Below are 19,747 nucleotides of genomic sequence, written 5' to 3'. Positions count from 1 at the left end.
AGACCACCACCGTGTCCAGGCGCACGGCCTTGTCGCCGTCGTACTCGATGGTGACCTGGGTCTTGCCGTCGGGCCGCAGGTAGGGGATGGTGCCGCATCTGCGGACCTCGGTCAGCCGGCGGGACAGCCGGTGCGCGAGGTGGATCGGCAGCGGCATCAGCTCGGGCGTCTCGTCGCAGGCGTAGCCGAACATCAGGCCCTGGTCGCCGGCGCCCTGGCGGTCCAGCTCGTCGTCGTCCCCGTTCCCGTGGAAGGTGCTTTCGACGCGTTTTTCGTAGGCGGTGTCGACGCCCTGGGCGATGTCCGGGGACTGGGCGCCGAGGGACACCGACACGCCGCAGGAGGCGCCGTCGAAGCCCTTCTTGGAGGAGTCGTAGCCGATCTCGAGGATCTTGTTGCGGACGAGGGCCGGGATGTCCGCCCACGCCGTGGTGGTCACCTCGCCGGCGACGTGCACCAGGCCGGTGGTGATCAGCGTCTCGACGGCGACGCGCGCGGTCGGGTCCTGGCGCAGCAGCGCGTCGAGGACGGTGTCGCTGATCTGGTCGGCGATCTTGTCGGGGTGTCCCTCGGTGACGGACTCCGAGGTGAACAGACGACGGGACACAACGCTCCCTGGGGTTGTGGGCACCAACAGGCCCGAAGCCAGTGGTCAGGCGTTCTTCGTCGCGGTCAGGATGCCCTGCAGCGGCAGGGCGTCCGGCGGCAGGTGGGCGGGGTCCTGGGAGATCTCCCGGGTGACCGTGAAGCCCGCCTGCTGGAGCCAGCCGCGGAACGTCGACAGTTTCTGCGGGCCGCCCTGGCCGGTGGCGCAGCCGAGGAAGAAGGACGGGTAGTAGTCGACGCTCCAGGATTCCTTGATGTCCTCGGCGTAGATCGGCACCAGGATGTGGACCTGTCCGCCCGGCCGGAGCGAGGCGTGGACGCCGTTGAGGATCCTGAGCACGTCGTCCTTGTCGAACATGTTCAGGAAGTGCTTGATCAGGACGACGTCGAATCCCTCGGGGACGCCCTGGAAGACGTCTCCGCCGATGAACGACGACGTGCCCTCCACGCCGTGCTCCCGGAAGTTGCGCAGGCAGTCCTCGCGCTTGTCCGGCAGGTCGAAGGTGGTCACCCGTAGTCCGGGCGAGCCCTTGAACTTGTGGGTGTGGATCGCGCCGAGACCGGTGTGTCCGGCCAGGTCGAGCACCTGCGCGCCGGCCGGGATGTCGATGTGGTCGAAGAACCAGGGGTCGATGCGGTCGGTGACCGAGTCCATCAGCCGCGACCAGGGCTCGCGCAGATCGGGGTGGACGGCCATCGCGCCGTACAGGTCCCCCTCGAATCCGTAGAGTTCCTTCAGCCCGACGACGGTGCCGCTGCGCACGCTGTCGGTGAGGTAGTACAGCTGCCGGAGCGTGGTGGCCTTGATCTTGCCCATGAAGGCCAGGACCCGGTGCAGGTCGGCGTCGGGCACGTCGGCGAGGGCGTCGAGCGCGTACCCGCCGGACGTCTCGTCGTGGGCGACGAAGCCCTCCTTGACCGGCAGGTGCAAAAGCTGCTGCACCGCGTCCGGCTTGGCCCCGACGGCGGCGCCGAGCTCGGCCGCGGTCATGCCGGGGGTGTCCCGCAGCGCGTCGATGAGGCCGAGTTCGAAGCAGGACAGCAGGTTCATGAACCGTGCGGGTCCCACCATGTACTCGCGGAAACGGGCGAGGGTGGCGTGTGCGGTCATGGAACTTTCCCTTCGAGTCACGCGAAGTCGGCGCCCTGTCGCGGCGGGATCGCCTCAGCATCGGCCCTGCGACTTGGCTGGAGCTTTTCGGCGGGTTGTCGCCGGCTTGGGGCGCCCGTTGCCCGGCGCCCCGCCCGCCGGTGGCCGGCCGGTGGGGCGCCGGTGGCCGTCGCCCGCGGTGCGGGGCCGGCCGGCCCGGGGCCTTGCGGGGTCATGTGCCAGGGGCGCTCGCGGCGGGGGCCGGCCGGCCGGCCGGCGGGCCGGCCGCCCAGGCACGGCCGGCCGCCGCTTCGATCCGCAGGTGCAGACGGCCCCGGCGCATCCGTCCGGTGGTCTCGTACAGGGCCTTGGCCACCAGGGCGTCGGTGAAGCGGAACCAGCCGAGCCGTTGTCCGTCCTCGTCGATCAGGCCCGCCGCGATCGCGCTGTCGAGGACCGCGAGCGCCGTGTCGATCTCGATCGACGCCACGTCGGCGACCACCTCGACGTCGAAGTGCCGGCCGGCGACGGCGGCCACGGCGAGCAGCTCGGCCGCGGGTCGGGGCAGCCGTTCGACGCGGTGCAGCACCGCCTCGCGGCAGGGGGCCGCGACCGGCGCCGTGTGCGAGGGGTCCGGGCGCTGCCCGCCCGCCAGCAGTTTGATCATTTCGCGCAGCAGGGCGGGGTTGCCCCCGGATCTGGCGCACAGCCCTTCGGCCGTGCGTCTGCTGACCTCGCTGCCGGTGAGGGCGCCGGCCAGGACGCGGGTGTCGCGGGGGGTCAGCCCCGCCAGCTCCATCCGCGCCGGCCCGGCACCGGACAGCGCCGCCAGGGTGCCGGCCAGGGCCGGCGCCTGGTCCGAGCGGTAGGAGGCGATCAGCAGGAGCCGGCTGCGGGGCACCGATCGCGCCAGGTGGACCAGCATCCGCAGGGAGGCCGGGTCGGCCCGGTGCACGTGGTCGAGCATCACCACCAGCGCTCCGGCCCGGGACAGGGCGGTCAGGTGCCGGCCGACGGCGTCGAACAGCCGCGGACCGCCCCCCGCCGGCGGGCCGGGCGCCGCCGGGGTGCCGGGCGCCGCCGGGGTGCCGGGCGCCCGGGTGCCGGGGGCCGGGTCCGTGCCGGGGGCCGGCCGGCGGGCGGCGGCGTGCAGCAGCTCGGCCGCCGGCCCCGGTGCCGGGCGGTGCGGGAAGGCGGCGTCGGCCGCCCGCAGCACCTGCTCCCACGGCGCGAGCGGCGGTGCGCCGAGGTGCTCGGCGCAGGTGCCCCACAGCACCGGCACGCCCGACCGTTCGGCGAACCGCCGCAGCAGGCTGGTCTTTCCGGCGCCCGGTTCCCCGGACACCATCACCACCTGCCCCCGGCCGGCCTCCGCCGCGGCCAGTGCCTCGGTCAGCTGCCGCACCGCCGCCTCCCGGCCGACGAAGACGTCCAGGGCGGTGTCATCCACGGCGGCGCCGCCGGCCGGCGGTGCGGGGGCGGCCGGGTGCGCCGCCGGCCGGTCCCCCGCCCCGGCGGGGGCCGGCCGCGCCGGAAGAGCCGGGGCCGGGGCCGGCTGCCAGTCAAGAGCCCCGTCCTGGTGCAGGATCTGCTGCCGCAGGTGCTGCAGCCGCGGGGTGGGATCGACGCCCAGCTCCTCGGACAGGCTGGCCTGGATGGTCCGGAGCGCCTCCAGCGCGTCGGCCTGCCGGCCCGCCCGGTACAGGGCCAGGCTCAGCAGCTCGCAGCCGTACTCGCGCAGCGGGTTGGCCCGGACGAAGGCCCTCAGTTCGGCCACGGCCACTTCGTGGGCCCCCAGCGCCAGCAGCGCCGCGCACCGCATCTCGACGACCGACAGCCGTACTTCCTCGAGCCGTACCACCTCCGGCACGACGCACGGGACACCGCTCACCTCCGCGAAGGGCTGCCCCCGCCACAGCGCGAGCCCCGCGTCGAACTCGTGCAGCGCCTGCCGCGGGTCGGCGCGGTCCCGTGCCTGCCGGCCCGCCTCGGCGTGCGCGACGAACCGGTGCACGTCGACCTCGACGGCCCCCGCGTCCAGCACGTAGCCCCGGGCGCAGGTGCGCAGGACCGTCGCCCGGGTGCGGGGCGCACGGCCCGGTTCCAGGACCTTGCGCAGTTTGGCGACGTACGCCTGCAGCGACGTCATCGCCGACGGCGGCGGATGTCCCTCCCACAGGGCCTCGAGAATGACGTCCGTCGTCACCGGCCGGCCGGCCTGGCTCACCAGCAGGGCCAGGAGCGTGCGCTGCTTGGGTGCCCCCAGATCCACCATCCGGCCCGACACCGAGGCCTCCACCGGTCCCAGCGCATGGAACTGCGCCAGGGCCCGGCGGCCGGACCGCCCGCCCGTGCACGGTGTCTCGGTCACCGTACCGGGCCCGGACGCCGTGAGGTCGTGACGCGCATCGTGTTCGTCATGATGAGCCCTTCCGGATAGCCGTGTACCGGGTTCTGCACAACGGCGCAGGCCCGAAAGCGCCTTGCCGCCCGCTGCCACCCCGGATATCAGGGATCGTTGGCCGACGCTACGGACACCGGTTCGAAACCTGCTTGAGCGCTCCTCGAAGGGCGCTCGGGTGACGCTGATTCATCTGGTCGGCGCCGTGGTGCGGATGCTAATAACTGAAGGGGGCTCGGCGATCCGGTGAGCGCCCGGGGTGAAGCGGCACGCGTGTTCCGGGCGCCTGGGCACCTCTCTGCCCCCGGGGTGTCCGGCTCGCACGGCGTTCCCGGGGCTTTCTTCCGGGGTTTTCTTCGGGGGTTTCTTCCAGGGGTTTTTCGGGGGTTCTTCGGGCGGGTTCGGAAAAAGGGCCGGGCCGTCCCGGGGGGCGCCGCCGGCGAGCTGCTCGATTTCACGGCGATGACGAATTCACGGCAATGACGAAGAGAGGCTGATCATGAAGGCAGTGCGTTTCCATTCCTACGGCGACGTCGATGTGGTGGTGCACGAGGAGGCGGACCGTCCGCGGGCCGGTGCGGGCCAGGTCGTGCTGAAGGTCGCCGGCGCGGCGGTGAACCCCGTCGACGCCTCGCTGCGTGCGGGATACGTCCGGGAGGTGTTCGACCTGGCTCTGCCGCACGTGCCGTGCTACGACGTCGCGGGGGTCGTCACCGAGGTCGGCGAGGGGGTGAGCGGCTGGGGTGTGGGCGACGCGGTGGTGGCGTGGCTGCCGATCGACGGGCCCGGCGCCGCCGCCGAGTACGCCGTGGCGCCCGCGAAGGCGCTGGCGGCCGCTCCGCGCACCGGGGAGCTGTCCGATGCCGCGGCGCTGCCGTCCGTCGTGCTGACCGCCTGGCAGGCGCTGTTCGACCACGTCGGGCTGAGCGCGGGCCAGAGCATTCTCATCAACGGCGCCGGCGGTGCGGTGGGCGGGTACGCCGTCCAGCTCGCGGCGCAGGCCGGTGCGTCGGTGACCGCGACCGCCGGCGCGGGCAGCCGGGAGCGGGTGCGCTCCTACGGGGCCGGACGGATCATCGACTACACCCTCACTCCGCTGCACGAGGCGGTGGCCGGCGAGCGGTTCGACGTGGTGCTGAACCTGGTGTTCCTCGCCCCGGCGGAGCTGGCGCGGCTGGTGGATCTGGTCGTGGACGGCGGTGCGTTCGCCAACACCGTTCCCCCGGGCCTGACGCACACCGGGCGCGGGGTGCGCAACCTGCAGGTCTTCGGGCGCAGCGACGCGAGGCAGCTCGCCGAGCTGGTCGCCCGGGTGGACGCCGGGGAGCTGAGGATCCATGTGGCCCAGCGCCGTCCGCTGGCCGAGCTGCGCGCCGTGCACGAGGAGCTCGCCGCCCAGAAGCTGTCCGGCAAGACCGTCCTGATCCCCTGAAGCGGTGGCCCGGCGCGTGCCGCGGCCCTTGGACCAAGGAGCACTGTGCCCATGTCTTCGACGTTGGAGTCGGACGCTGTCGCATCGACCCTGAACCGGCTGCTGGCAGCCGAGGACCAGCAGGACCTGGCGGCCGAGTGGGCGGCGGCCGGGGTGGATCTGGGCGGTGACTTTCCCGTCGGGATGAGCGCCGCCGAACTGGCCGAACGCACCAAGGACATCATCATGTCGGTGTCCCGGGAGGGCGGGCGGCTGCTCTACCTGCTCACCCGGGCCGTCAAGGCACGCACCGTCGTCGAGTTCGGCACCTCCTTCGGGATCTCGACGCTCTATCTGGCGGCCGCGGTGCGCGACAACGGCGGCGGCCGGGTGATCACCACCGAGCTGCAGCAGGACAAGGCCCGGCGGGCGGCGGAGAACTTCGCCGCCGCCGGGCTGGGTGATCTCGTCGACCTGCGGCTCGGGGACGCCCGCGAGACGCTGCGGGAGCTGCCCGGGCCGGTCGATCTGCTGCTGCTCGACGGGTGGCTCGACCTGCGGCTGCCCATCCTCCAGGTCGTGGAGCCCCGGCTGCGGCCGGGCGCCCTGGTGGTGGTCGACGACGTCGACCTGGACATCGGCCGCGGGGTGTACGAGGAGTTCCGTACCTACCTCGACGACCCGGCCCACGGCTACCTCTCCCTCACCCTCCCGGTGCACCAGGGAGTCCAGCTGGCCCTCAAGCTCGGCTGACGCGCCACAGCAGCCGGCCGCGGCCACCGGGTTCACTCCCCCGGTGGCCGCGGCCGGCTCGTCGTGCTGCCGGCGGCCGGTCCGCCGGGGTGCCGGCGGCCGGTCCGCCGGGGTGCTAGCGGCCCGCCGCGATCACCTGGGCGACGCTGTCGTCGGCGAGGCGCTCGGCGCGCTCGGGGGAGACGGCCCCGTCGATGTAGGTGAAGTTCCACGAGAGCCGGCCCTGGCTGGTGGTCACCGAGGATCCGAAGTAGCCGACCACCGAGATCCCGCCCACGAACTGGGCCCCGGACAGCCGCCAGGCGCCGAGTTCGGTGGGGAACTCGAAGCGCCCGATGTTGGACACGAAGAAGTTGAAGGGTCCGTGTTCCTCGAAGTGCCCGACGAAGGGCTCGCTGTCGGCGACGCCGGCCGGTCCCTGGGCGGCGAGCAGGTGGAACACCTCGTACTGTTCGCCGAGGTTCTTGCGCGCGGTGAGGTCGTCCTTGATGAACCGGGCCATCGGCCACAGGTCGTCGGGCCGGTAGCGCACCACCGAGTGCAGTGCCGACACGAAGCAGCCGACCTCGTCCTCGGAGACCGGACGCCGCAGCTCCTCGCGCAGGGTGAGGGGGGAGCCGACCGCGAAGGGCGCGTTCGGTGCGGCCTTCGCGTCGCGGGCCACCGCACGGGCCACCGCCGCGGCCAGCACACCGTGCAGCGTGGCCCCTTCGCGCTTGCACGCCAGCGTGAGCCCTTCCAGCACGTCGCCCTCGACGAAACGGTGCAGCATCCGGGTGCGCCGCCGGCCGAAGGGCACGAACCGCTCCGGCCGCAGCCGGCCCACCTCGTCCGCGGCCAGGTCGCCGGACACCGGCCCGTCGGGTGCCGGCCCGTCGGACGGTGCGGGCGCTCCCACCCGGAAGCGCTCCGGGAAGAGGGCTTCGAACGGCTCCGGGACGGGGCCGGGTGCCACGGCGGCCGGGGCGGGCGGCGGCGGGGCCGCGGCAAGCCCCACCCACTGGCGCAGCAGGGACAGGGCGGTCGTGCCGTCCGCGATGCAGTGCGGCACGGTCAGGACGAGGTCGTGGACCTGTCCCGGCCCGCTGATGAGGACGGCGCGGGCCAGCGGGCCCGACCCCCAGTCCAGGGGGACGGCCAGCTCGTGGCCGTCCACCTCGCTCACCCAGCGCGCGTCCTCGGATCCGGTCAGGCGGACCTCGCGCAGCGGGATCGGCAGGTCGCTCGGCACGAACCGCGGCCCGTCGCCCGGCCGCTGCGGTGCGGGGCCGGCTATGGCCGTGCGCAGCTGCGGGTGGCGGTCCTGCAGCGCGCCCAGTGCGGTGCGCAGCGCCCGGGCGGAGAGTTCTCCCTCGATCCGGACGCGGGCGCAGACGTTGAGCGTGGAGAGCTGGTCGATGATCCAGTACCAGCGTTCGCCCGGGCTCAGTTCGCGCGACGTGGCCGGCTGCCCGCCGGTGCCGTTCTTCATCGGTGTGCCCGGTGTGCCCGGTGCGCTCGGTGCGTTCATGGCCGACACTCCCCCATCGCTGGTCTCGTCGCGCGTCCGGTGGCGCACCGGACGGCTGCAGGAGGCTAGCAACGCGTCGTCGCATACCGGTCGAGCCGCCGGCGGCGGCTGCCGCGGGGGCAGTGACCTGCGCGTTGTGGTGGGTGGTTAGTCGTTGTCAAGTCAACTCTGGTGCCCTTCTCGTCCCGCGCTCAAGTCGGCCGCGATCCGGGCTCCAGCGGGCCGGGACCGGGCCTCGAGTCAGCCAGGAGGAACGTCACCATGACCGACACGACGCTCAGTGAGACCGCTGTGCCCCCGCTCTTTCCCATCGACCCCTCGGGCGTCGACCGCCACGGCGAGGCGGCTGCGATGCGTGACCTCGGCCCGGTCGTGCGCGCCGTGCTGCCCGGTGGCGTGCGCATGTGGGTGGTCACCGACTACGCGCTGCTCGCCGAACTCACCGCCGATCCGCGGGTGGGGCGGGACTGGCGCACCTGGGAGGCCCTGCGCCGCGGTGAGATCCCGGACGACTGGCCGCTGCTCGGCATGATCCGGCTGAACAACCTGATGGCCCGTGACGGCGCGGAGCACCGGCGGCTGCGCCGCCCGCTGACCCGTGCCTTCACCCGGGCCCGGGTCGAGCGGATGGGGCCGCGCATCGACCAGATCGTCGCCACCATGCTGGACGACCTGCCCCGCCGGGCGGCGGCGGACGGCACGGTCGATCTGCGGCGGCACTACGCCTACCCGTTTCCCATGCAGGTGATCTGCGAACTCATCGGCGTGCCCGAGGCGTGGTGGTCGCGGTTCCGCGCGCTCATCGACACCGTCATACGCGCCGACACGACCGCCGAGCAGTTCCTCGCCGCCCAGGCGGAGCGGCACGAGCTGTTCCGGCGGCTGTTCGCCATGCGGCGCGCCGAGCCGGCGGACGACCTGACCAGCGCGCTGCTCGCCGACGGCGGTGAGGACGGTGAGGCGTTCACCGACGAGGAGCTCGAGGACACGCTGTGGACGCTGATCGGTGCCGGGCACGAGACCTCGATCAGTCTGATCGTCAACGCCACGCGCGCCCTGCTGACCCACCCGGAGCAGCTGGCGATGGTCCAGGGCGGCGGCGGCGCGGGGTGGGGCGAGGTGGTCGAGGAGACCTTGCGCTGGGACTCCCCGGTGGGCAACTTCCCGGCCCGGTTCCCGACCGAGGACATCACGGTGGCCGGTGTCACCATTCCCAAGGGGGACGCCATCCTGGCGCCCTGGAGCGGCGTCAACCGTGACCCCGGGCAGTACGGCGAGAGTGCCGGCCGGTTCGACATCACGCGGCCGGTCAAGCGGCACCTGGCGTTCGGCAGCGGGCCGCACGTGTGCATCGGGCCCGCCCTGGCCCGCTTCGAGGCGATGGCCGCGCTGCCCCCGCTGTTCGCCCGCTACCCCGAGCTGCGGCTCGCGGTGGATCCCGCCGAGCTGTCCGCGGTCCCCTCGATCTTCTCCAACTCCGTCACGACCCTGCCCGTGCACCTCGGCCCGGAGAAGCGCTGACGCCCCTTTCCGGGCCGGCCGGCCCCGCGGTGCCCCGCGTGCCCCTGGCGGCCGGCTGCCTCACGGGGCCGGCCGGCCTTCCCCCGGGGCGGCCGGCTTCCCCCGGGGGCGGCCGGCTTCCCCCGGGGGCGGCCGGTCTCGGTCAGGGGGTGGCCGGCGGGATGTTGTGGTTGAGCCGGAAGATGTTGTGCGGGTCGTAGGCGGCCTTGATCTCGGTCAGGCGCCGGTAGTCCTCGGGGTCGTAGGCGGAGCGCACGTGCTCGGTGTCCCGCGCGCCGTTGAGGAAGGTCAGGGCCCTGCCCCCGGTGCTCCAGGGCGCGAGCGCCTCAAGGAGGCGCTCGTGCGCGGGCTGGATGTCGGTGAGCTCGGCGCGCTCCAGGCGCGAGACGACGTTCAGCAGGTAGTGGGCGTCGCGGTTGCCGACCGCGTTGGCGACGCCGGCCGGGCGGGCCAGAGCGCCGCCGAGGTGGCGCAGTTCGACGACGTGCGGCACCGGCGCGTGCGGTCCGACCAGGTCCAGGACGGCCGCCACCGCGTCGGTGCCGAGCTCGCCCAGCAGGGTGGTGGCCGACTCGAAGGTGCCCGGCACGGGCGGGTCGTTGTGGATCGTGCCGACCTCGGTGCAGGGCAGTTCACGGACGGTGTCGTTGAAGGGGCCCAGTGCCCGCAGCGGGGCCACCAGGTCCTTGCCGGCGCCCAGGTCGTCCGCCGCGTAGGCGATGCGGACGTGGACGACGTGGCGGCCGCGCAGCGGCGGCGGGAGCACCGGCGCGTCGGGGAAGGAGATCACCGCGACGGAGGAGGTCATCTCCTCGGGCAGGCCGGCCGACCAGCGCACATAGGTGTCCAGGACCTCGCGGGCGGCGGTGAAGTCGAAGAACAGGCCGCCGCCGTAGAGGGTGGGGACCGGCATGAGGTCGATCTCGATCCCGGTGACCACGCCGAAGTTGTCCCGGCCGCCGCGCAGCGCCCAGAACAGGTCCGGGTCGCAGGTCGCCGTGACCTGCCGCAGCCGCCCGTCGGCCGTGACGACGTCGAGGCTGCGCACGTGGTCGGCGGCGTATCCGTACCGCCGCGAGAGCAGTCCGAGGCCGCCGCCCAGGGTGTAGGACACCACGCCGACCCCGGGGGCCGAGCCGGCCAGCGGGGTCAGCCCGGCGGGCGCCGCCTCGTGGATCACCTGCTCCCAGCGCACCCCGGCGGCCACCCACGCGGTGCGGGCCTCGGCGTCCACCCGGACGCCGGTCATCCGGGAGGTGTTGATCAGGACGCCGCCCTCGGCGGCGACGGCCGCCAGCGCGTGTCCGGTGCCCTGCACCGCCACCGCGAGACCGTGCAGGGCGGCGAACTTCACCGCCTGCTGCACGTCGGCGGGGCCGGTCGCGCCCACCAGGAGCGCGGGCCGGTGCGCCCGCGCGGTCTGGTTCCCGGCGCGCTCGGCGTCGTAGCGCTCGTCGCCGGGGGTCAGCACCGGCCCCGCCACCCGCCGGCCTAAGGCTTCGACGGCCTCGTCGAAGGCGGTGGCCTCGTGGTTGTCCTGGTCCGAAGTGCTCATGACGCTTCCCTTCCCAACCGGTGCCCTGCGGTCTCTCGCGGCCGGATCACCGGTGCCGCTAGCATTAGTCAAGCAACCGTACTACTTTTTAGTCAAGCCCCCTGACGACTTGGCTGTGGCAGAAAGGCGGCCCGAGATGACCGCACCACCGCACCAGCCCGGCGAGCGCCGGGTGCCGCTGCCCACGCTGCTCGCGCAGGCCAAGGACCTCACCATCGACCAGCTCCACCGGCAGCTGCACGAGGAGGGCTTCGAGGGGATCCGGTTCCGGCACGGCTCGGTCTTCCGGTTCGTCGACCCGGACGGTACCCGGCTCACCGAGCTCGCGGCACGCTCCGGGTTCAGCAAGCAGGCCATCGCCGAAGTCGTCGGCGAGCTCGAGCGGTTCGGCTACGTGGAGCGCCGAGCCGACCCGGGCGACCGGCGGGCCAAGCTGATCGCGCTGACCGAGCGGGGCCGGGCCGGCCAGCTGGCCGCCGCCCGGATCCTGGGGGACATGGAGAGGATGTGGGCCCGGCACTTCGGCCGGGACGGGATCGAGGCGCTGCGGCGGATGCTGGAGGAGATCGTCGCACGCCGGGGCCGATAGCGACCGGCCCCCCCGCGGCTCCCGCCGCCGGCACGCCGGTGCGTCTATCGCCGGTGCGGCGGTGCGGTCCGCCGCCGGTGCGGTGCGGCGGCGGTGCGGCGGGGTCCAAGCCCGCGCCAAGCCGATCGCAAGCGCGACGGACCAGGGTGTGGAGGTGTCGAACTGTGAGCCGACTCCTCAGAAGGTGGACTCCACGGATATGCCAACGCTATGCAAACCGTCGGTGGCTGTGCCGGAACACGTCATCACCATGGAAGAAACCCTGAAGTTCGCCGAAGAGACCCACCACGGCAAGCCCCAGCTGCCCCTGGCGCTCCGGCTGATCCGGAACACCGGGGTACGCCAACGGCACATCGTGCAGCCGATCGAGAAGACCCTGCGCCATCCCGGACTGGAGGAGCGCAACCGCACCTTCGAGGCCGAGGCCAAGAAGAGATGCCCCCAGGTCGTCGAAGAGGCCCTGGCCCACGCCGCGCTGACCGCCCGGGACATCGACGCGATCATCTTCGTGTCCTGCACCGGGTTCATGATGCCCTCGATGACGGCCTGGCTGATCAACACCATGGGCTTTCGCAGCGACACCCGGCAGATCCCCATCGCCCAGCTGGGCTGCGCCGCCGGCGGCGCGGCGATCAACCGGGCCCACGACTTCTGCACCGCCTACCCGCGCAGCAACGTCCTGATCGTCTCCTGCGAACTGTGCTCGCTGTGCTACCAGCCCGACGACGACAGCATCGGCTCACTGCTGTCCGACGGGCTGTTCGGCGACGCGGTGGCGGCCGCCGTGGTCCGCGGCAGCGGCGGCACCGGGGTGTCACTGGAACGCAACGCCTCCTACCTCATCCCCCACACCGAGGACTGGATCTCCTACGCCGTGCGGCCCACCGGCTTCCACTTCCAGCTGGACCGCCGGGTGCCCGGGACGATGCAGCCGCTCGCCCCCGTCCTGCGGGACCTCGCCGCCGGCCACGGCCTGGACATCGCCGGCCTGGACTTCTACGTCATCCACGCCGGCGGCCCGCGCATCCTCGCCGACCTGAGCACGTTCCTGGGCGTCGACGCCCACATGTTCCGCCACAGCGCGGCGACCCTCACCCAGTACGGGAACATCGCCAGCGCCGTCGTGTTCGACGCCCTGCGCCGACTGTTCGAGGAAGACACCATGACCCCGCACGCCACCGGCGTGATCGCCGGATTCGGCCCCGGCATCACCGCCGAGATGGCCGTCGGCAGCTGGCGCGTACAGGCGCCGGCGATCACCGCGGACCCGCGCCGGCAGGCCGTGCCGGCATCCCTGTGAGGAGAAGGACACCATGACGGGCAACCCGCCTTCCCCCGGCCGCATCCTGGAGATCGCCAGCGGCTACTGGGCCACCGGCCTGCTCGGGGTGGCCGCGCAGCACTCGCTGTTCACCCTCCTGCACGACGGACTGGACACCCCCGGGGCACTGGCCGCGAAGACCGGCATGGCCGAACGCGGGGTGCAGACCCTCCTCGACGGACTCGTCGGCCTGGGCCTGCTCCACACCCACCGGGGCACCTACCGCAACACCCCGGAAGCCGAGCTGTACCTCGTCGAGGGACAGCCCACCGACATCAGCGGCTTCGCCCGCCTCAAACTCGCCGAGATGGACAAACTCACCGGCCGGCTCGAGGTGTTCCGCACCGGAGGCCCGCCGGCGAACCCGATGGTGGAAGTGGCCGACAACCCCCACTGGGAAAACGTCGTCACCGCCATCGCGGGCCTGTCGGTCAGCGCCGCGGCGACCGCCGCCGACCTCCTCGGCCTGGCCGGCCGCGACCACCTCTCGATCCTCGACGTCGGCGGCGGATCGGGCGTCTTCTCCTCCCTCTGGCTCCGACTCAACCCCACCGCCCGCGCCACCCAGCTCGACTGGGCCCCCATCAACGCCATCGCCCGCCGGCTGCTCGCCCAGCACGCCCTGGCCGACCGGTTCACCTGCCTGGACGGCGACTTCCACACCACCGCGCTCGACACCGCCGCCTACGACGTGGCCGTGTACTCCCACATCGCCCACCAGGAAGGCCCCAAGGACAACGTGGCGGTCTTCACCCGCCTCCGCGACACCCTCACACCCGGCGGCGCCCTCGTCGTGTGCGACTACATCGTCGAGGACGACCGCAGCGGCCCCTCCTTCCCCCTGCTGTTCGCCTCCGAAATGCTCCTCAAGAGCAACCAGGGCGGCACCTGGCGCCGCGCCGACTACACCGCCTGGCTGACCGAAGCCGGCTTCTCCACCATCACCTTCCACCCCACCGCCTCCCCCGCCACCCTCGTCATCGCCCGCTGACCCCACCCGAACCCGCCCGGCCGGCCGGCCCGGAAACCAGCCGGCCCGGACGGGCCGGACAGGCCGGACAGGCGGACAGGCGGACAGGCCGGGCCGGACGGGCGGGCGGACAGGGCGGACGGGCCGGACAGGCGGGCGGACAGGCCGGGCCGGACAGGCGGGCGGACGGGCCGGACGGGCGGACGGGCCGGACGGGCGGACGGGCGGGGGCCGGGGAGCCAACCGGCCCGGCCCCCGCACCCGTACCCCGGCCGCCGCCGAACCCACCGCCCCCACCGCGCGACACCCCCGGAAGCCGCGCACCCGGCCCCCGCCCCACGGCCCCCCGCGCCTCACGGCGCCGGCCCCCCCGCACGCCCCGAAGACGGCCCCGCACCACCCGCCCCCGGGCCCGGCCCCCACGCCGCCCGCACTCCCCCGGCGACGGCCATCACCCCGCCGGGGACGGCCCCGCGCCGCCACGCACCGCGCATGATCCCCCCCGGGCACACACGCCGGCAGGACCCCGACTCCCCGGCACCCGGCCGGGACCCGAGAACCCTCCGGCACGGCTCACCGACGACATGACGTGGCATGGCGTGGGGTGGGGTTCGAGCCTGCACCCGGACCCCTCAGCACCACGACCCCCGCGCCCGCGCCCAACGGCACGTGGCCGAAGGCACGGCGCGGCGGGGCGCCACCGAGCCTCCTCCGCCGTCACCTCGCACACGGCCACCTCACACACGGCGTGACAAAGCGCCCAAACGACCAGGACGGCCCGGCCGGCCGCGATGACACGAGCGGCACCCCAGCACAGCCCGCACAACCCGCACAGCGGGCGCCACCGCTCCCACGGCGGCCACCGCCCGTCCGGCGACGCCCCGGATCCCGGCGCGCCCCGCGCCGCGCCGCGCCGCCGCCGAAGGACACCGCCCGCACCCCGGCCCCCGCACCCGCACCGGGCCAGGAGCCCCCGGCGCCCCCGGCCCGCTCCCGCCTCGGCGCCGGCCCCGGCCCGTACGCCGGGAACGCCGCGGACAGCGGCCCCGCGCCGCCATCACCGGGCCGGGCCGCACCGGCCCCACCCCCGAACTCCGCCGGCGAGGCCGGTGCACACCAAAACGTCCCCGCCGCGGTACCGCTCCCGCCCGCCCGGCACGGCGATCCGCGGCGACGGGCGGACCGGCCCGACCGCGCCGCGGCACACGACGAGGACCACCACAGCCCCACCGCCCCTCCGCCCGACCTGCGCGCCCGACACGGCGGGCACGGCCGGCCGATCGACGGCCCCGCCGGCACCACCGCACGGGCACCGGCCCCGACAACCCCCACCGGACAGACCGACCACCGACCCGCCGGCCGGCAAGACCCCCACCTCCCGCACCTCCCGCGCCGCGGAGCACGACCCCCGCCCCCTCCACCGGGAACTCCCCCGCCCCGGGCCGGACGGAAAACACCTCCCGCCGGCCGGAAGGCGCACACCACCGCCCCGCACCCCCGGACACCCCCCACCCCCGGACACGGACCGGACAGGTGCCGGACAGGGGCCGGACGCATACCGGACAGGGGCCGGACGCATACCGGACAGGGGCCGGACGCCCGCGGCAAGGATCCCTTCCGCACGGCGACACCCCCCTTCACCGGCGGCCGGAAAACAGCCGGCCGGATCCCCGGCGGACCAGAAAGCACCTCAGCCGCGATCCGCCCCGGAAACGGCAACACGCCTTCACCGCCCGGGGATCTCCCCCCGGGCGGGCACCGCCGCCGCCTCACCCGCGCACAACGCGGCCGCGGCCGCCGGGCCCCGGCACACCTCCCGCACCCAACGGCGCGCACCCCCGCGGCCCGCACCACACCACCCGGCCCGGCCCGGTCCCGCCCCCGGCTCCCTCCAAACCGTGCCGAACTCGAGAATGCCTGGAGAACACCCAACTCCCTTGCACAAAAGCCGGATCCCGGTTGCAGGCCACCGGGCGTTCGGCTTGGATCACCCCTATGTCTTTACGACCGCCCCTGCTGGCCCTGCGTGTCACCGCCGCGTTCCAGTCGCTACTGATGCTCGCCCAGACCGCCCTGGCCGGAGGCTTTCTCGGCGGCCATTTCGACATGCTGGCGCTCCACGGAACACTCGGCCGCGTCATCACCGTGGTCGCCCTCCTGATGGCCGTCGCCGCCTTCCTCGTACACCGCGCGAAAGGACCCCGGTCGGTCCTGCCCGCCTCCCTGGTCGTCCTCCTGGCCCTGGTGGGCCAGATCGCCCTCGGCCTGGCCCACAGCGTCGCCGCCCACGTCCTGCTCGGCACCCTCCTCGCCTGCGCCGTCGCACTCCTGCTCCAGCGCGCGATGACCACCCCGCTGCCCGCCAGGACCCCGGCCGCCGCCACCCCGCACCGCACCGCACCGCCGGAGCCGGCCCCATGAGGCGGCGCACCCTGCTGGGCGCGGGCGGCACGGCCCTGGGCGCCGGCGCCCTGACCGCGGCCGGCTGGCCCCTGCTGGGCGACTACCTCCGCGAGGGCCGGCCCGGCCGGGTACTGGCCAGCCGGGCCGAACTGCCGGCCCCCTTCCGCACCCCCCTGCCGATCCCCCGGGTGCTGCAGCCGACCTCCACCAGCGCCACCACCGACAGCTACGACATCACCCAGCAGCACGCCGACCTTGAGATCCTGCCCGGCCTGCGCACCCCGGCATGGACCTACGGCGGCACCTTCCCCGGCCCCACCCTCGTCTCCCGCTCGGGACGCCGCACCGTGGTACGCCACCGCAACGAACTCGACCGGCCGGCCGTGGTCCACCTGCACGGCGGCCACACCCCGGCGGCCAGCGACGGCTACCCGACCTCCCTGATCCTGCCCGCCGACGGCTCCTACGACGCACACCGCGTCCACCAGGAGATGAGCGGCGGACCGCACGGCGGCTCCATGGGCCACGCCCCGATGGACCTCGCCGAGGGAACCCGCACCTACACCTACCCCTTCGACCAGCGCGCCGCGACCCTCTGGTACCACGACCACCGCATGAGCTACACCGGCGCGGCCGTCTGGATGGGACTGGCCGGATTCCACCTCGTCCACGACGACGAGGAAGAACGCCTGCCGCTGCCCCGCGGCGACCGGGACATCCCCCTCATGATCACCGACCGCTCGTTCGCCGCCGACGGATCATTCCAGTACCCCTGGCTCGACCCCCAGCTGCGCACCCCCGGCGTCACCGACCCCTACATGAACGGCGTCCTGGGCGACGTCATCCTGGTCAACGGCGCCCCCTGGCCCGTCCACCAGACCCGGCGCCTGCGCTACCGACTGCGCTTCCTCAACGCCTCCAACGCCCGCCGCTACCAACTCCGGCTCGACCCCCCACCACCAGGCGGCGGCGGCTTCGTCCAGATCGGCAGCGACGGCGGACTGCTCGACGCCCCCCGCCCCCACGACACCCTCGACATCGCCCCCGGCGAACGCATCGACACCGTCATCGACTTCTCCCGCTACCCACCCGGCACCCGGATACGCCTGACCAACCACTACGGACACCGCACCACCACCCAGATCATGCGCTTCGACCTCACCCCCGGCACCCCCCACGACGACACCACCATCCCCCCCACCCTCAGCCACGTCCCCCGCCTCGACCCCACCCGCGCCACCCACACCCGCGACTTCCACTTCACCGGCTCCACCACCGGCTGGACCATCAACGGCCACCCCTACCAACCCGGCCGCCCCCTGGCCCGCCCCCCACTCGGCCACACCGAGATCTGGCGCTTCACCACCAACTTCCACCACCCCGTCCACCTCCACCTCGACCCCTTCCAGGTCCTCACCCGCAACCACCGACCCCCCGGACCCCACGACCACGGCTGGAAAGACACCATCGACCTCCACCCCGCCGAAGCCGTCGAAATCACCACCCGCTTCACCCACTACCCCGGCACCTACATGCTCCACTGCCACAACCTCGAACACGAAGACATGGCCATGATGGCCGACTTCACCACCGAATAAGACCGTGGCCCTGCCACGAGACCCGGACCCACAAACAACGGCCACCACAGGAGCCACGTCCCCCTCGGCAACCGAATCGGCGACCGAGCACCTGCCCTATCTGTTCGACCGCCCGCAGCAACAAATCTGCGCGAGCTCTACGGGGCCTTCTGCCCCGACGAGGGCGATGTCGAGGCCCGCTGCCTAATCGCGACCGCCAGGCCGGCGTGATCCAGACAGCGGGCGTAGAAGTCCGCCCGGACTCCGAGCACAACACGCAGCGGGGTCTCGACGCAGGACTCCCGACGTGCCTCGTGTCTTACAGGTTTGCCGATGCGGCGCGGTGGGACAGTGGAATCCGACGGCCGGTCGGCCGGGTCGCGGCCGGGCCTCCTCGACACCAGGAATCGAACGGGAGCTCTTGATTGCGTTTCTACGCCCAGACACCCGCACGCCGAAACCGGCAGGTGCTTGTGGACCTGACCGCTGTGGCCCTGATCGCCGCCGCCGTGTGGGCGGCCTTCGCCGTCCGCGAGGCGGTCATGCTGCTGGCCGAACCGGGGCGCAAGGTACAGAGTTCCGGCAACAGCCTCGCCGAAGAACTCGGCAACGCCGGAGACGCGGCATCGGACGTGCCGCTCATCGGCGACATCCTGAAGAAGCCGCTCCAGTCCGCAGCCGACGCCGGCTCCGGCTTCGCCGAGGCGGGAGTGTCGTTCCAGGAGACCGTCGGCCAGGTCGCCAACGTCATCACGACGGCCCTCATCCTCGTCCCGGTGCTCTTCGTCCTGCTGCTGTGGCTCCCACCGCGCCTGCTCTGGATCCGGCACAGCAACACCCTGCGCCGCCTTGCCGAGGCTCCCGGAGGCGAAGACCTGCTCGCCCTGCGCGCCCTCACCGGTCCTCCGGGCGCACTCGCCGAACTCCCGGCTCCGCCAGGCGGCTGGGCCGAAGCCTGGCGTCAGGGGGACCGGCAAGCCATCACCGACCTCAGCATGATCGCCCTCAACCGCATCGGACTCAGGCCCTGACGCGAGGCCCCGCTCTTTCGGCGTACGCCTCACGACGAGGACACCGCGAACAGACGTCGATCACCGTGGCGCGGTAGAGCCACGTCGTGCCGACAGGTACGTAAGTGATGTCGCCGCATCACCTGGTGTTCAAGGTGTCCGCGGTGAAGTCGCGCATCGCCAGGTCCTGCACGGGCGGCGCGGTCCTGTCCGCGACCGTCGTCCGCTTCTTCTTCCGTAGATGTCGGCCGACGATGTGGTTGTTCCGCATCAGCCGCGTGACACGCTTGCGGTTGATCCGGTGTCCACGGCACGGAGCTCGGCATGGACGCGCGGGGCTCCGTAGGCTCCATGGTGCTCGGCGTGGATGGCGCGGATCTCGGCCACGGTCCGTTTCTCCTCGGCCCGGCGCTCGGCGCGGGCCTGCTCGGCGGCCAGGTGCCGGTAGTAACCGGCGCGAGATGTCCCCAGTACCCGGCAGATCCGCTTGCCGCCGAAGTCGGCACGGTTGTCGGAGATGAAGTCCCAGCGGCAGAGGCTCACTTCACCTCCCGGGCGAAACAGGCGGCTGGCCGGCGCAGGATCTCGCACTCCAGGTGTCACTCCTGCTCGGCCTTCAGCAGCCTGGCGTTCTCCGCCCGCAACCGGGCCGGCTCCTCCGCCTCGCTCACGCTGCCGTCACGTCCTCCAGGCACGGCCTGGGCCTCACCCTTGCACACCCACGTCCGAAGCGACTCCGCTGTGGTGCCGAGATCCGCGGCCACCGCCGCGTACGTCCGCTTCCCGACTGTGGCGCGGTGGAGCGCGATGGCGTCCTTCCGGAACTCCTCCGGGTACGGAGACTTGCGTCCCACCTGAGCATCCCTCCCTGGACCATCAAGATCCATTGTCAGGGTGTCCACTCCAGAGGATCAGCCTCGAATGAGGTGACCCCTGGAGTGTGGACACAGGGGTTTTATGCCGCGAGGGAGAGTTTAGCCGGGCTGTGGTGCCGGCGTTCGAACTCCAGCGGGGTGAGGTAGCCGATCGA

The 19,747-nt window shown here is 73.2% G+C and carries 14 protein-coding genes and 1 pseudogene; 9 read left to right on the top strand and 6 right to left on the bottom strand.

The genetic code is table 11. The features are described 5' to 3' along the window. The 3 genes from ACFWUY_RS38295 to ACFWUY_RS38285 all read right to left on the bottom strand — a co-directional run. A partial coding sequence (locus tag ACFWUY_RS38295) for an S-adenosylmethionine synthetase N-terminal domain-containing protein (RefSeq protein ID WP_384120994.1) occupies window positions 1-607 on the bottom strand: 607 nt, incomplete at its 3' end. A 45-nt stretch (window positions 608-652) separates the two neighbouring features. Then, window positions 653-1,717, bottom strand: a complete 1,065-nt coding sequence (locus tag ACFWUY_RS38290; protein WP_384120992.1) for a methyltransferase — start codon at window positions 1,715-1,717, stop codon at window positions 653-655. Window positions 1,718-1,928: 211 nt separating this feature from the next. Beyond that, a complete protein-coding gene (locus tag ACFWUY_RS38285; protein ID WP_384120990.1) occupies window positions 1,929-4,067 on the bottom strand; it encodes a BTAD domain-containing putative transcriptional regulator in 2,139 nt (712 codons plus the stop codon). Window positions 4,068-4,596: 529 nt separating this feature from the next. On the opposite strand from ACFWUY_RS38285, the gene ACFWUY_RS38280 reads away from it, so the two are divergent. Then, on the top strand, window positions 4,597-5,529 hold the full coding sequence (locus ACFWUY_RS38280; RefSeq protein ID WP_384120988.1) for an NADP-dependent oxidoreductase: 933 nt from the start codon (window positions 4,597-4,599) through the stop codon (window positions 5,527-5,529). A gap of 51 nt (window positions 5,530-5,580) precedes the next feature. After that, entirely contained in the window at window positions 5,581-6,261 is a 681-nt protein-coding gene (locus tag ACFWUY_RS38275; RefSeq protein ID WP_384120986.1) for an O-methyltransferase, read from the top strand. A 115-nt stretch (window positions 6,262-6,376) separates the two neighbouring features. Here the strand turns inward: ACFWUY_RS38275 and ACFWUY_RS38270 are convergent, their stop codons facing one another. Continuing rightward, window positions 6,377-7,771: a short-chain dehydrogenase gene (locus ACFWUY_RS38270; protein WP_384120984.1), complete on the bottom strand. Its 1,395-nt coding sequence runs from the start codon at window positions 7,769-7,771 to the stop codon at window positions 6,377-6,379. Window positions 7,772-8,032: 261 nt separating this feature from the next. On the opposite strand from ACFWUY_RS38270, the gene ACFWUY_RS38265 reads away from it, so the two are divergent. Then, a complete protein-coding gene (locus ACFWUY_RS38265) occupies window positions 8,033-9,292 on the top strand; it encodes a cytochrome P450 (RefSeq protein ID WP_384120982.1) in 1,260 nt (419 codons plus the stop codon). A 142-nt stretch (window positions 9,293-9,434) separates the two neighbouring features. On the opposite strand, the gene ACFWUY_RS38260 is transcribed toward ACFWUY_RS38265, so the two are convergent. After that, the gene (locus ACFWUY_RS38260; RefSeq protein WP_384120980.1) at window positions 9,435-10,847 is read right to left on the bottom strand and encodes an FAD-binding oxidoreductase; all 1,413 of its coding nucleotides are present in this window, start codon (window positions 10,845-10,847) and stop codon (window positions 9,435-9,437) included. A gap of 136 nt (window positions 10,848-10,983) precedes the next feature. On the opposite strand from ACFWUY_RS38260, the gene ACFWUY_RS38255 reads away from it, so the two are divergent. The 6 genes from ACFWUY_RS38255 to ACFWUY_RS38230 all read left to right on the top strand — a co-directional run bounded on the left by ACFWUY_RS38255 (window position 10,984) and on the right by ACFWUY_RS38230 (window position 18,738). After that, window positions 10,984-11,436, top strand: a complete 453-nt coding sequence (locus tag ACFWUY_RS38255; RefSeq protein WP_384120977.1) for a MarR family winged helix-turn-helix transcriptional regulator — start codon at window positions 10,984-10,986, stop codon at window positions 11,434-11,436. Between the two features lie 199 nt (window positions 11,437-11,635). After that, window positions 11,636-12,736, top strand: coding sequence for a type III polyketide synthase (locus tag ACFWUY_RS38250; RefSeq protein WP_384120974.1), 1,101 nt, complete (start codon window positions 11,636-11,638; stop codon window positions 12,734-12,736). A gap of 13 nt (window positions 12,737-12,749) precedes the next feature. Beyond that, window positions 12,750-13,748, top strand: a complete 999-nt coding sequence (locus ACFWUY_RS38245; protein WP_384120972.1) for a methyltransferase — start codon at window positions 12,750-12,752, stop codon at window positions 13,746-13,748. A gap of 1,974 nt (window positions 13,749-15,722) precedes the next feature. Then, window positions 15,723-16,148: a hypothetical protein gene (locus tag ACFWUY_RS38240; RefSeq protein WP_384120970.1), complete on the top strand. Its 426-nt coding sequence runs from the start codon at window positions 15,723-15,725 to the stop codon at window positions 16,146-16,148. Then, a complete protein-coding gene (locus ACFWUY_RS38235) occupies window positions 16,145-17,728 on the top strand; it encodes a multicopper oxidase family protein (protein ID WP_384120968.1) in 1,584 nt (527 codons plus the stop codon). Before ACFWUY_RS38240 ends, ACFWUY_RS38235 begins: the two co-directional genes overlap by 4 nt. Window positions 17,729-18,180: 452 nt before the next feature. Continuing rightward, complete coding sequence (locus ACFWUY_RS38230) at window positions 18,181-18,738, top strand: hypothetical protein (RefSeq protein WP_384120963.1); 558 nt, start codon at window positions 18,181-18,183, stop codon at window positions 18,736-18,738. Window positions 18,739-18,781: 43 nt separating this feature from the next. On the opposite strand, the pseudogene ACFWUY_RS38225 reads toward ACFWUY_RS38230, so the two are convergent. After that, a pseudogene (locus tag ACFWUY_RS38225) lies at window positions 18,782-19,571 on the bottom strand (IS3 family transposase); the annotation flags it as partial. Window positions 19,572-19,747 lie beyond the last annotated feature (176 nt).

It is taken from the genome of Streptomyces sp. NPDC058664, assembly GCF_042716635.1.
GTDB lineage: Bacteria > Actinomycetota > Actinomycetes > Streptomycetales > Streptomycetaceae > Streptomyces.
Note: the sequence above shows the minus strand (reverse complement) of the source record. Positions and strands in the feature narration are given on the sequence as shown.

What these genes read in the sequence shown, in the direction of transcription:
- ACFWUY_RS38265 (WP_384120982.1), top strand. Translation starts at nt 8,033, where the DNA reads ATGACCGACACGACGCTCAGTGAGACCGCTGTGCCCCCGCTCTTTCCC.
- ACFWUY_RS38235 (WP_384120968.1), top strand. Translation starts at nt 16,145, where the DNA reads ATGAGGCGGCGCACCCTGCTGGGCGCGGGCGGCACGGCCCTGGGCGCC.
- ACFWUY_RS38240 (WP_384120970.1), top strand. Translation starts at nt 15,723, where the DNA reads ATGTCTTTACGACCGCCCCTGCTGGCCCTGCGTGTCACCGCCGCGTTC.
- ACFWUY_RS38270 (WP_384120984.1), bottom strand. Translation starts at nt 7,771, where the DNA reads ATGAACGCACCGAGCGCACCGGGCACACCGGGCACACCGATGAAGAAC.
- ACFWUY_RS38255 (WP_384120977.1), top strand. Translation starts at nt 10,984, where the DNA reads ATGACCGCACCACCGCACCAGCCCGGCGAGCGCCGGGTGCCGCTGCCC.
- ACFWUY_RS38245 (WP_384120972.1), top strand. Translation starts at nt 12,750, where the DNA reads ATGACGGGCAACCCGCCTTCCCCCGGCCGCATCCTGGAGATCGCCAGC.
- ACFWUY_RS38250 (WP_384120974.1), top strand. Translation starts at nt 11,636, where the DNA reads ATGCCAACGCTATGCAAACCGTCGGTGGCTGTGCCGGAACACGTCATC.
- ACFWUY_RS38280 (WP_384120988.1), top strand. Translation starts at nt 4,597, where the DNA reads ATGAAGGCAGTGCGTTTCCATTCCTACGGCGACGTCGATGTGGTGGTG.
- ACFWUY_RS38290 (WP_384120992.1), bottom strand. Translation starts at nt 1,717, where the DNA reads ATGACCGCACACGCCACCCTCGCCCGTTTCCGCGAGTACATGGTGGGA.
- ACFWUY_RS38275 (WP_384120986.1), top strand. Translation starts at nt 5,581, where the DNA reads ATGTCTTCGACGTTGGAGTCGGACGCTGTCGCATCGACCCTGAACCGG.
- ACFWUY_RS38260 (WP_384120980.1), bottom strand. Translation starts at nt 10,847, where the DNA reads ATGAGCACTTCGGACCAGGACAACCACGAGGCCACCGCCTTCGACGAG.